Origin of the sequence: Aeromonas sp. R6-1 (genome assembly GCF_040908165.1) — a bacterium.
Taxonomy (GTDB): domain Bacteria; phylum Pseudomonadota; class Gammaproteobacteria; order Enterobacterales; family Aeromonadaceae; genus Aeromonas; species Aeromonas caviae.
The window spans coordinates 41,530-53,969 of sequence record NZ_JBFODF010000033.1 but is presented as its reverse complement, the minus strand read 5'-3'; the positions used below and the strand labels follow the sequence as shown (position 1 = coordinate 53,969).

10 protein-coding genes are annotated in these 12,440 nt (G+C 60.2%); 5 read left to right on the top strand and 5 right to left on the bottom strand.

Going from position 1 to position 12,440, the window contains the following annotated elements:
* Positions 1–7 precede the first annotated feature (7 nt).
* Entirely contained in the window at positions 8–1,525 is a 1,518-nt protein-coding gene (locus AB5Y68_RS09520; protein ID WP_039038835.1) for an HD domain-containing phosphohydrolase, read from the bottom strand.
* A gap of 174 nt (positions 1,526–1,699) precedes the next feature.
* On the bottom strand, positions 1,700–4,156 hold the full coding sequence (fadE, locus tag AB5Y68_RS09515; RefSeq protein WP_039038836.1) for an acyl-CoA dehydrogenase FadE: 2,457 nt from the start codon (positions 4,154–4,156) through the stop codon (positions 1,700–1,702).
* A gap of 252 nt (positions 4,157–4,408) precedes the next feature.
* On the opposite strand from fadE, the gene lpcA reads away from it, so the two are divergent.
* From lpcA to AB5Y68_RS09500, 3 genes are all read left to right on the top strand, one after another.
* The gene (gene lpcA, locus AB5Y68_RS09510) at positions 4,409–4,987 is read left to right on the top strand and encodes a D-sedoheptulose 7-phosphate isomerase (protein WP_039038837.1); all 579 of its coding nucleotides are present in this window, start codon (positions 4,409–4,411) and stop codon (positions 4,985–4,987) included.
* 111 nt (positions 4,988–5,098) lie between these two features.
* Positions 5,099–5,896: a class II glutamine amidotransferase gene (locus tag AB5Y68_RS09505; protein WP_043154215.1), complete on the top strand. Its 798-nt coding sequence runs from the start codon at positions 5,099–5,101 to the stop codon at positions 5,894–5,896.
* Positions 5,897–6,196: 300 nt separating this feature from the next.
* Entirely contained in the window at positions 6,197–6,532 is a 336-nt protein-coding gene (locus AB5Y68_RS09500; protein WP_201996788.1) for an Hpt domain-containing protein, read from the top strand.
* A 12-nt stretch (positions 6,533–6,544) separates the two neighbouring features.
* Here the strand turns inward: AB5Y68_RS09500 and yvcK are convergent, their stop codons facing one another.
* On the bottom strand, positions 6,545–7,468 hold the full coding sequence (gene yvcK / locus AB5Y68_RS09495) for a uridine diphosphate-N-acetylglucosamine-binding protein YvcK (RefSeq protein WP_368207119.1): 924 nt from the start codon (positions 7,466–7,468) through the stop codon (positions 6,545–6,547).
* A 113-nt stretch (positions 7,469–7,581) separates the two neighbouring features.
* Between yvcK and AB5Y68_RS09490 the strand changes: the two genes are divergently transcribed.
* Positions 7,582–8,763, top strand: a complete 1,182-nt coding sequence (locus AB5Y68_RS09490) for an FIST signal transduction protein (protein ID WP_368207117.1) — start codon at positions 7,582–7,584, stop codon at positions 8,761–8,763.
* Positions 8,764–8,781: 18 nt separating this feature from the next.
* Positions 8,782–10,857: an ATP-binding protein gene (locus tag AB5Y68_RS09485; protein ID WP_368207115.1), complete on the top strand. Its 2,076-nt coding sequence runs from the start codon at positions 8,782–8,784 to the stop codon at positions 10,855–10,857.
* Positions 10,858–11,129: 272 nt separating this feature from the next.
* Here the strand turns inward: AB5Y68_RS09485 and AB5Y68_RS09480 are convergent, their stop codons facing one another.
* Complete coding sequence (locus AB5Y68_RS09480; RefSeq protein ID WP_368207113.1) at positions 11,130–11,705, bottom strand: LON peptidase substrate-binding domain-containing protein; 576 nt, start codon at positions 11,703–11,705, stop codon at positions 11,130–11,132.
* Positions 11,706–12,007: 302 nt separating this feature from the next.
* Positions 12,008–12,433, bottom strand: coding sequence for a globin domain-containing protein (locus tag AB5Y68_RS09475; RefSeq protein WP_039038868.1), 426 nt, complete (start codon positions 12,431–12,433; stop codon positions 12,008–12,010).
* Positions 12,434–12,440: the final 7 nt, after the last annotated feature.

Genomic DNA, 12,440 nt, shown 5'->3' with positions numbered 1-12,440 from the left:
TCCGATATCAGTGAGCGCCGATATAGATGTCTTTGTACTGCTCGCGAATATCGAGGAACTTCTCCAGATTGGCCAGCATCAGGTCCACCAGGAGGGGGTCGAAGTGCTCTCCTTTCTCCTCCTTGATCAGCGCCAGCACCTGATCCAGCGGCCAGGCCTGCTTGTAGCAACGATCCGAGCCCAGGGCATCGAACACATCCGCCAGGGCGACGATGCGTCCTTCCAGCGGAATGTCCTCTCCCTTCAATCCGCGGGGATAGCCGCTGCCATTCCACTTCTCGTGATGGTTGCCCGCGATGGTGGCGCCTATCTGGAACAGGGCCAGGTCACTGCCGGAGAGCATGTCCTGCCCAAGCTGGGCGTGGGTTTTCATGATCTCCCACTCCTCGGGAGTGAGTTTGCCCGGTTTGTGCAAGATGGCGTCCGGGATCCCCACCTTGCCGATGTCGTGCAGGGGAGAGGCACGCTTGATGAGCTCGCACCTGTCCTCATTCATGCCGAGCAGCTTGCAGAACAGTTCGGTGTAGAGGGCCACCCGCTTGACGTGCAAGCCGGACTCTTTCGAGCGGCTCTCCACCAGTTCGCCGATGCGATAGATGATCTCTCGCTGGTTGTCACCAATCACCTCGTTGAGCCGGATATTCTCCAGCGCCACTATGATGTTTTCGGTGAACAGGCTCAGCAGCCCGGTGTCCATCTGGCTGAGCGGGCGAGTTGTCTCGATGTGGAACAGCAGGTGATGGCGGGCATTCTGGCAATAGAGCACCATCTGGTTGCCATCGTAGACATTGGCTCCCTTGGCCATGGCACAGCGCAGGATTTCCGGCGCATCGACGAGGCGCAGCATGGGACCATCGCTGAGCAGAGGCTCGAGCACCTGATCCCGCACCTCATACGCCAGGTGTTTCACATCGTAAATCTGGGACTCTTCCAGATTGAGCAGGGCGCTGAGCTGGGTCTGGGCTCCTTCGACGAACTGGCGCAGGGCACGCTGCTCGAAGATCCCCTTGGACGCCTCGATGACCTTCTCCAGCCCCTGTCGATTGCTCTCAAGGGTTCGGATGTCCCGGTAAGAACGCAGGCTGGCGCGCAACAGGGTGCGCAGTTTCTGGGAGGTAAGTTCGGTCTTGTCCTTGTAGTCGTTGATGTCGTAGTTGGTCACCACGTCATCTTCCGGGGCCTGGCCGGGCTGACCGGTTCGCAGCACGATGCGTACCATCTTGTTTTGCAGCTCGTCACGCACGAACTTGACCACCTCAAGACCGGCATGATCGACCTCCATGACGACGTCGAGCAGCAGCAGGGCGACATCCGGGGTGAGGGCGAGCAAGGCTTTGGCTTCAGCCGCAGAGTAGGCGTGCAGAAAATCGATCGGCTTGCCGTCGAATTCAAACTTGTTCAGGGTGATTTTGGTGATGCGATGCACTTCGGGTTCATCGTCCACTATCATCACCTTCCAGCCGGCGGGACGCGGTGCTGATTGGGGAAGATCTTCATCATCAATAATCAGGATTTGATCATCCATTATGCAATCCTGTGTGTGATCCTGTGCTTACCTTAACCGCTTCATTCAATATAGGAAACGGATTGATATCCAAAATATGATCCAGTCGGTTTCTCTTTCTTCGTATCGGATGCCATCCACCAGCCCTTTCATGAAAAACGCCTCCACAAGGGAGGCGTTCTGGCATCAGAGGCATCAAGCTGCCCTGTGATATGCGGAGGCTTCAAACAGTGCCTTGTTGGCCACCAGGTCGACGGGATCGAAGTCATCGACGTTGATGGTGCGAAGGCGACTCTCCTCGGCGCGCCGCAGCAGGTCCGCTTCGGCCTGATTGATGACACCGAGGCTCAGGCCCGCCTCTGCCACCTTGTCGAGCTGGGTGAAGGGGCGTTTGCTCCCTTCGGCTTTGCACACCTTGTCAAACAGTGGCTCTGCGGTCAGCACATCGTCCAGCGCCTGTTCCAGCAGCCCGAAGGGGTTGCCCTCCTCGCGCGTCAGATATTGACCCTCGGCCAGACGGCTGCGAGTGGCACTTGGCACCTGGAGCAGGCGGGCCACCTGGCTGTCGAGCTTGTCGGAGGGACGCTTCAGGTCGCGACCAAGGGGCAGCACGATGGCGCGCAGGGCCAGACCAATCCAGCGGTTCGGGAAGTTGCGCAGCAACTCGTCGATCGCTTCCTGAGCCTTGAACAGGGCGTCTTGCAGTGCCCAGTGCAGCAGCGGCAGGTCGGCCTGCTGGCGTCCTTCATCCTGATAGCGCTTGAGGGCGCTGGAGGCCAGATAGAGCTGGCTCAGCACATCGCCGAGGCGGGCAGAGACCCGCTCTTTGCGCTTGAGCTCGCCACCCAGGGTGCCCATCGCCATGTCTGACAGGAAGGCCAGGTTGGCGGAGAGGCGGGATAGTTGCTGATAGTAGCCCTTGGTCTGATCCTTGTAGGGCGCTGCGGCGAAGCGGGCACCGGTCAGCCCCAGCCAGAAGCTGCGCACCAGGTTGCTGATGGCAAAGCCCACGTGGCTGAACATCGCCTTGTCGAAATCTTTCAGCGCCTGCTCTTTGTCGGGGTGGCTGGCTGCCAGCATCTCCGGCAACACGTAGGGGTGGCAACGGATGGCTCCCTGACCGTAAATGATCATGCTGCGGGTCAGGATATTGGCTCCTTCGACGGTCACGGCGATGGGCGCCCCCTGATAGCCACGGGCCAGATAGTTGTTCGGCCCCATGCAGATGGCCTTGCCGCCATGGATGTCCATGGCATCAATGATGCACTTCTGGGCGCGGTCGGTGAGGTGGTACTTGACGATGGCGGAGATGACCGAGGGTTTTTCACCGAGATCGATGCCGGTGACCGTCAGTTTGGCGGCGGCGCCCATGATGTAGGCGTTGCCACCCAGGCGTGCCAGCGGCTCTTCAATCCCTTCCATCTTGCCAATCGGCAGCTTGAACTGGCGACGGATGCGGCTGTAGGCTCCGGTGGCCAGGGCCAGCATCTTGACGCCGCCCGTGCTGTTGGAGGGCAGGGTGATGCCGCGGCCGACGGAGAGACACTCCACCAGCATGCGCCAGCCCTGACCGGCCATGGCCGGGCCGCCGATGATGAAGTCGAGCGGTACAAACACGTCCTTGCCGCGGGTCGGGCCGTTCTGGAACGGCACGTTGAGCGGGAAGTGGCGACGGCCGATGTCGACCCCCTTGATGTGGGTCGGAATGAGGGCGCAGGTGATGCCGAGCTCTTCTTCCTCACCCAGCAGGTGGTCAGGGTCACGCAGCTTGAAGGCGAGGCCGAGTACGGTGGCGATGGGAGCCAGGGTAATGTAGCGCTTGTTCCAGGTCAGGCGCATGCCGAGCACCTCTTCCCCTTCCCACTCGCCTTTGCAGACGATGCCGAAGTCGGGAATCGAGCCCGCATCGGAACCCGCTTCCGGGCTGGTCAGGGCGAAACAGGGGATCTCCTTGCCGACGGCCAGACGGGGCAGGTAGTAATCCTTCTGCTCCTCAGTACCGTAGTGTTGCAGCAGCTCACCCGGCCCTAAGGAGTTGGGCACGCCGACGGTGGAGGCGAGCACGGCGCTGGCGCCGCACAGCTTTTGCAGCACGCAGGACTGGGCGTAGGCGGAGAACTCCAGCCCGCCATATTTCTTCTTGATGATCATGGCGAAGAACTTGTTGTCCTTCAGGTATTGCCACACCTCGGGGGAGAGATCGGCACGCTCGTGGGTCACTTCCCAGTCGTTGACCATACGGCACACTTCTTCAACCGGGCCGTCCATGAAGGCCTGCTCCTCGGCGCTGAGGGTGCTCACCGGAATGGCGTGCAGCTTCTTCCAGTCCGGGTTGCCGGCAAACAGATCCGCTTCCCACCAGGTCGTCCCCGCTTCGATGGCTTCCTTCTCGGTTCGGGACATCTCCGGCATGATGGACTTGTAGATCTTGAACAGCGGCTTGGTCAGCTGGTTGCGGCGAAACTCCACCAGATTGAGGGGCAGGGCTATCACCGCGAACAGCGCCCACACCAGCAGGGGAACATGGCCATAGAAGGTGCCGGCGACCAGGGCGGCGGCCGTGGCAAGCGTGGCGGTGAACAGGGACGCACGGCGATAGGCCATGGCGCCGATCACCAGGATCACCCCGAGCAGAGTGAGGGTCGTCGTCATTGTTTGCTCCTTGCATGAATTGCCGAGGTTGGGAAATTGGCGTTAACTGATCCAGAGGTCTGACCTGTTGGATATGGCCCCTGTTGTAATTCATACGCACAAACTTATCAAGCTGTTTACAAGCCTGTTACCTTGGCTCTGTGATCGGCATAACGCGCTGCCCGCCCCATCTTGGCGGGCGGGGGGCGACGATTGGACTGGCTTGTGCGACAATGCCGCCACCCTATGTTGGACGACGAGATTTCAAGAACCATGTACCAAGAACTGATCCGCAACGAGTTGACCGAGGCTGCCAGCGTGCTTCAGGCGTTCCTGGCAGATGAGCAAAATCTGAAAAACATCGAGGCGGCGGCCAAGCTGCTCGCCGACTCCTTCAAGCAGGAAGGCAAGGTACTCTCCTGCGGCAACGGCGGCTCCCACTGCGATGCCATGCACTTTGCCGAGGAGCTGACCGGTCGTTATCGCGAGAACCGCCCAGGCTATGCCGGCATCGCCATCTCCGATCCCAGCCACCTCTCCTGCGTCTCCAACGACTTTGGCTATGACTATGTCTTCTCTCGCTATGTGGAGGCCGTCGGCCGCCGTGGTGACGTGCTGCTCGGCATCTCCACCAGCGGCAACTCCGGCAACATCCTCAAAGCCATCGAGGCGGCCCGTGCCAAAGGGATGAAGGTGATTGCCCTGACCGGCAAGGACGGCGGCAAGATGGCTGGTCTGGCCGATGTGGAGATCCGTGTACCGCACTTCGGTTATGCCGACCGCATCCAGGAAGTGCACATCAAGGTGATCCACATCCTGATCCAGCTGGTTGAAAAAGAGATGGCCAAGTAATCAACGATCCGGGATTGAGAGGGGGGATGGGTGACCATACCGGCCCTCTCGTCCAGCCGTGACGGTTGATTGACGAAACCAGAGTCAAGACATTCAGGGAGTGGATGGTATATGTGCGAACTGCTCGGCATGAGTGCCAATGTGCCGACCGACATCTGCTTCAGCTTTACCGGGCTGATGCTGCGGGGCGGCAAGACCGGTCCCCACAAGGATGGCTGGGGGATCACCTTCTATGAGGGGCGGGGTTTTCGCACCTTCAAGGATCCCGAACCCAGCGCCCAGTCTCCCATCGCCAAGCTGGTCCAGGCACTGCCCATCAAGAGCCGTGCCGTGGTCAGCCATATCCGGCAGGCGAACCGGGGGTGTGTCTCCCTGGAAAACACCCACCCATTTACCCGCGAACTGTGGGGCCGTTACTGGACCTTTGCCCACAACGGCCAGCTGACCGGCTACAAGAAGCTGCCCACGGGGCGGCACCGTCCGGTCGGCGACACCGACAGCGAGCACGCCTTCTGCTGGCTGCTCGACAGGCTGGAGCACAAGTACCCCAAACGGCCGGCAAATTTCCCCGCCATGTTCCGCTATCTCGCGACCCTGTGCGACGAGCTGCGCGGGCTCGGGGTGTTCAACATGCTGCTGTCGGACGGAGAGTTCGTGATGACCTATTGCAGCAACAACCTTTACTGGTTGACCCGCAGGGCTCCCTTTGGCGAAGCCCGTCTGCTGGATGAGGATGTGGCCATCGACTTTCAGAGTGAAACCACGCCGAACGATGTGGTGACCCTGATCGCCACCCGGCCGCTCACCGGCAACGAGAATTGGGTGAAGATGGTGCCCGGGGAGTTCTGCCTGTTCAGGCTGGGCGAGCTGGAATATGGCAATGCAGCCAACTTGTTGAACCAGAAATAAAAAATACCAGGGTAGATGTCTACCCTGGTTCTTCGCAGCAGCCATACAGGCAAAAAGGGATGAGAGAGGTGTTGCTGAGCCGCATCATTCTCATGGGTTGCATTGTTACTTTAATGTTAATTTTGTGACAACCTTTATCTCTCTCCATTCTGGCTGACATACCGATAACTTGAAGCTGCTCACATTCTGGTGTCCCAAGAGCATCCGGAGCGATACGGGCATGCCCGAAGGGCGGGTGACAGCGGGGCTGTGGGTCCGCTATATTGTGGTCTGTTTGAATACCATCATAGGGAAGAGAAGATGGAGTGGCTGGATCAGAAAGTGCTGCGACAACTGGCAGATGACATCGGTCACGAGATGATGCCGGTCGTCATCTCGGTGTTTGTCGAAGAGGTAGGCGAGCAGTTGGCCCAATTAAGACCGCTTTTTGAGCAGCGGGACTGGTCAGCCCTGGCGCGTGTTGCCCACAGCATGAAATCGTCCTGTGGCAGCTATGGCGCCAAACCCAGCTATCAGCAGGTGATGGATCTGGAGTCCGCCTGTCGCCGGGAAGATGAGCAAGAGGCCAGCAGACTGCTGGCTGAGCTGGAGCACTCCCTGCCCCAGGTCTTCACCCATCTGGCCCAGTTTCACTGATCCAGAAGGGCATCAGCCCGCCATGTCGCGCTCGCCAAGCCTGCTCAGGATCACGGTGTCGAGTGCCAGCCGCAGCTTGAGGCGGTCGTGGCGGTGGGGGAGGGCCGCTTCACCCAGCTCGGCCCGAACGAGGCAGTGCTGCAGCTCGGGTACCTGGGGGCCCTCGGGAGCCAGAATGGCATCGATCCGGCCGCTGCCTATCCGCTCTTCCAGCCAACGATGCTGACTGGACAGTGACAACTGGCCTGCCGGACCCTCTTCGTCCACCAGATTGCTGATGAACACGACGATGGCACGGCTGCTGCGGATCGCCTCCGCAATCTCGCGCAGCAGCAGAGGAGGCATGATGGAGGTGAGGAAGCTGCCCGGCCCCAGGATGATCATGTCGGCCTGGCTCAGCGCCTCGACCGCTTCGCGCGTGGCGGGCACGACCGGTTTCAGGCTCAGGGCCCGTGGCGGTGTGGTGAGCTGATCGATGGAGACCTCTCCCAGGATCTGATCGCCACAGACGGTGTGGGCGCACAGATCGGTGGGATGCTCGGACATGGGCAGCAGATTGGGTTCAATTTCCAGCATGTCACTGATGAGCCGGATGGCACCCAGGGGGCGCACGCAGAGGTTGTCGAGGGCCAGCAGCATCAGGTTGCCGAGGTTGTGGCCCGCCAGCTCGCCGCGGCCAGTAAAGCGGTGCTCGAACAGCTGGCTACCGATGCTGGGGGTGGTCACCAACTGGTTGAGGCAGTTGCGCAGATCCCCCCAGGCGATGCACTCCTGGCTTTTGCGCAGGCGTCCGGTGGAGCCGCCATCATCCGTGGTGGTGACGATGCCCGTCAGCCGGGATCCCAAGAACGACAGGGAAGAGAGCACCCGGCCCATACCGTGCCCGCCGCCGATGGCGACGACCCGGTCGAAGTCATTGATATTTTTCTGCCACATGCAGTGATCCCGTGGGAGGCCAGTGAGCACCATTCTAGTCTCCATGGCCAGGTAATTGTTTGATAAGGGTATGATTTTTGCTTGATGCCAGCATCCCGTACCCCTAGGAGACGATGTTGAACTTCCTGACGGCTCACTCGCTTGCCGAGACGACCCCACTGGCCGCCCAACAAGTTACAGAGCGGTTGCATGCCCAGTCATCCCATGTTCCATCGCTGTTGCTGGTCTATTTTACCCAAGCACACGAGGCGGCGGAACTGCGCCGTGCGCTCAAGGCACGTTTTCCCGATACCCGGCTGATCGGTTGCAGCTCCTGCGGCGGTATCCTGACCCAGGATGGCCATCATGGTCGGCATGGCTGGAGCCTGTCGGTCGCCGCCCTTTATGATGACAAGGGGGCCTATGGCGTGGCTGGCCAGATGGGGGATCAACCGGATGTGCGGGCATTGCTGCGCCGCGCCATCGCCGATGGTGGCCGACCGGGAGAGCTGCCGCAGCTCGTGTTGCTGCACACCAGCCCGGGGCTGGAGGAGGCTGTGCTCGCTGGGATCGACGCCGAGTTTGGCGCGACCGTTCCCGTCGTCGGCGGGTCGGCGGCAGACGATGGCGTGGCCGGGCAGTGGCAGCTGTGCTGGGACGAAGGGGAGGGATCACAAGGGTGCGTGTTGGCGGTGCTTTACCCCGACTGCCAACTGGCGTTCCAGTTTCACTCAGGCTATGTACCCACCGAGTGTCGCGGCATTATTACCGGGATAGACGGGAGGGAGGTGCTGACCATCGATCACGAGCCGGCGGCCCGGGTCTATGGTCGCTGGACCGAGCGTGCGACGCCCTGGCCGGTGGGCCCCATCCTCAGGGAGACGACGCTCTCGCCATTGGCCCGTCAGGTCGGCATGCTCGATGACCTGCCCTACTACAAGCTCTCCCATCCCGAGGCGGTGACGGCGCGGGAGGGGCTGCGCCTCTTTACCGAGACCCGACTGGGAGAGCGGCTGCTGCTCATGTACAGCAGCCAGGAAGGGTTGTTGCAGCGTAGCCTGAATGCGGTGAATATCGAGCCTGAATATGGCATGGCGAGCAATATGCGCCCCTTTGGCGCCCTGGTGGTGTTTTGTGCCGGTTGTCGGCTGGCACTGGGGGACAGGCTGGGGGACATCGTCAGTCAATTCAGTCAGAGGCTGGGTGAGATCCCCTTCATCACGCCCTTTACCTTCGGTGAACAGGGACGATTACCCCATGGTGAGCTGGCACACGGCAACCTCATGGTGTCGAGCGTAGTCTTCCTCGAGAGCTGACATTGTGCTGGATTCAAGATGATAGGCAATAGCGAACTCGAAACCCTGGGTGACAAACTGCAAACCACATTGGTGGAGCTGATGCGTTGCCGGGAGCGGGAGGCCAGATATCGGGAGGAGTCCCAAGCCCTGCTGTGCGGGGTGGCGACCCTGGCACAGGCCCAGAGTCTGGAGCAGGTACTGGAGAGCCTCATTCTTGCTCTCAAGCCCTTTATCGGATTCGAACAGGCGGACGTGGTTGCCTGGGAGGCCGTGGGGGGCAGCACCCATCTGAGCACCCAGCCGGACGAGGTGGGCCGGACCTGGTCGCTGACACCGCTCTTCTCCAGGGCTATCGAGGGGGAGACCCTGGTGATCTATGATCCCGCCCAACTGCCTGAGCTGGCGCCGCTGGCGGGGGCGCCGGGCTGGGCCAGCGTCATGATGACAGGCTTGCAGGGACCGGGGTTTTCCGGTGTGCTCATCTGCCGGCACAGCGTGGCGGGCACCTTCGATCTCAAGAGCAAGGCGGCGATGCAGCGTTGTCGCCCGCTCATCTCCCAGGCCCTGGTCAACATCGCCTATCGGGCTCGCCTGCAAGAACAGGTTGACCTCAAGACCCTGGCCCTGCAGGCCAGCGAACAGCGTTTTCGCAGTTTTGCCGCCATGGCCTCCGACTGGTTCTGGGAGACCGATCCCCAGCACAGGCTCAGCTATGTCTCTGCCCCTGGCTATCAGGGGGAGGTGTTGGCCCGCCAGACGGGGAGAAGCCTCTATGATTTTGCCCACGACAAGCAGGACCCGGCCTGGAGCCACTACCGGCACCTGATCGCCCACCATCTGCCGGTGCGGGGAATGCGGGCCCAGGTGATGCTGGCGGGCGGGCCTTGCTGGATGGAGATCAATGCGGAGCCTTGCCATGATGCCGGTGGCCGCTTCCTCGGCTATCGGGGCACGGCGCGGGAGATAGGTAGCCAGATCCGCCGCGAGCAGGAGCTGGCGCGGGCGCGGGACGATGCCGAGACGGCCAACCGTGCCAAATCCCAGTTCCTCGCTATGATGACCCACGAGATCCGCTCTCCCATGAACGCCGTGCTGGGGATGCTGGATCTACTGCAGCACGGCCGACTCGACACTCCGGAACAGACCCTCATCGGCCATGCCACCCACTCTGCGCATCTGTTGCAGACCATCATCGACGACGTGCTCGATTTCTCGAAAATAGAGTCACATACCCTGACGCTGCACTGCGAACCTTTTCAGCCTGCCGAGCTGTGCCGTGCCCTGGTGGAGCCCTTGCAGGCACAGGCCAGTGCCAAGGGAATCACACTGCACTGGCATCTGGATGAGACGCTCCCCGAACGCCTTCAAGGGGATGCCGTCCGCCTCTCCCAGGTGATAGGCAACCTGCTTGGCAATGCCGTGAAGTTCACCTCCGCCGGCAGCGTGCGTCTGGCATTGACCTGGGAGGAGGAAAAGTTGGGGGTCATGGTCAGCGACACGGGGATCGGCATCTCCACCGAGGATCAGGCGTTGCTGTTCGAACCCTTCTATCAGGTCGACAGTTCGGCAACCCGCCGCTTCTCCGGCTCGGGGCTCGGACTGGCCATCTGCAGGCGGCTGGTGCAGCTGATGGGGGGAGACATTTGCGTGCAGAGCACGCCTGGGCTGGGAAGCTGCTTCTGGTTCGAGCTGCCCGGGATGGCCTCTCCCTGTGCTCCGGCCGCCGCCCCCGGCAGTGAAGAGTACGCCAGACTGGAGCTGGATGTGCTGGTGGTGGAAGACAGTCCGGTCAATCAGCTGGTGGTATCCCTGATGCTGCAGAAGCTGGTGTGCAGGGTGAGGCTGGCAGGCAATGGTCTGGAGGCCCTGGCACAGGTGGCGAAGCAGCAGCCGGACCTTGTCCTGATGGATATGCGGATGCCGCAGATGGATGGGCTGGAGGCGACCCGGCGCCTGCGGGACATGGGGTGCGAGGTGCCCATCGTCGCGTTGACGGCCAATGCCATGATGGAGGACAGGGCCCGCTGCCTTGCCCAGGGCATGAACGATTTTCTGGCCAAACCCATCAGTCTTGCCAGGCTGCGAAGCTGCCTGCTCCGCCATTGCAGGTGATGTCGGCCGATTTTGGGTAAAAAAAATGGTCAACCTGGTGGTTGACCAATTCTTCAGCAAATACTGAAGAGAGCACGGGATAAATCGGGTTGTACGGTTTTATATGAAAAAGTCGTGCCAACTTTTCAAAACCTGTTATTTGCGGCCTGTAGCTGAATTGTGTGTTATTTATCGCTACCGTGATTGCAAAATGCAATTCTCATTTTTTCATTATAAGAATGCAGTGCCGAGAATTCGCGTTTTGCAAACAAACCGTTGACTCACTCTTTGACTCACTGTGCGATCAGTCGGCGCAAGAACTGACGCGCCGCTTCACTGTTTTGTTTGGCAATCAACATCTGTTTTTCATAGATCGGCATGGGCAGGATCTCGAGCCAGCGTTGGCAGAGCCAGGCTGCATCGTCGAACTGCTTGTCCGGGTAGAGCTCATCCAGTTCCGGGTATTGTGCAAAGACCTCTCTCAATCGGCTGACCAGCTGGTTGTCGCTGATATCAGAGTCCGCACTCGGCCAGTTGGGCAACGGCTCGACCTGGGCGTGCCTGAGGCCTGCGCTATCCGTTTCCATCTCGTGGATGCAGAAGCGTTCAAGGCCGAGCACGGTGACCCCGAGCAAACCGTCGTTGAGGGTATAAAAATCAGTCACCTTGACGCGGGTTCCGACCGGGAGAATCCGTCCGCAGGTGTCCGTGCTGGTGGTCTCTTCCATCACAATGCCAAAACCCCGATCCTCGAGGAAGGACTCCTTGAGCATCTGCAGGTGGCGCGGCTCGAACAGGCGAAGGGGGAGCTTGCCACCGGGCAGAATGTGGGACGGCAAGGGGAACAGTGCCAGTTGTTGAAGTTTCATGTTCCATCCTCCTAATCAGTCATTGCTGAATGTGACAATGCAGTGACCGTGCCAGAGAGAGGTGGCGTGGCGAAGGGGTGAGTCATTTCCCGTGGTTATTTTTAATATCCATTTAAAATCAATCTATTGTGATTTGATGTCGCGAATGCAGGCAAGGCAGTGCGAAAGGGATTCAGGTGAGGTGTAAGGGCGCCGAACATACCCTGTGTGCAGAATGAGTCTATTTTCGCATATTGCAAATTTGATTCATGCAAAATGCCTGTTACAGACCCATTCAGCGATTGGGGGCAAAGGCCAGGGGGTCAGGTGGTGAATTCGGTGTGCTGTGTCATGCCGTCCAGCATCAGGGCGGCTATCTCGTCATACATCTGCGACCAGGCCTGTGCCAGTGCCGGGGTAAAACCACTGCCGAGACGCCGTGCCAGCACCTGGGTCAGCGCCTGTTTGAGCAGTGCAAACTGGTGGGGTTGAACGTTGAATCGCTGGTGACGCCTGCCGAGATCGCGAATGATGAAACCCAGTGCATCCAGCTGGGAGAGGCTGGTGATGACGGTGTTCAGGGTGTCCGACACCTTGGCAACGGGCAGCTCCTGATGTGGGGGAAAGAGGGCCCTGAGTTCGGGGGACAATCTGAACAGCTCTTCATACACCTCCTGGACATAGCTGTTGTTCAGGGCGCTCACCCTGCCCCAGGCTTTCTGGACCAGCTCTATCTGCTCAAAGGTCATGTCGATG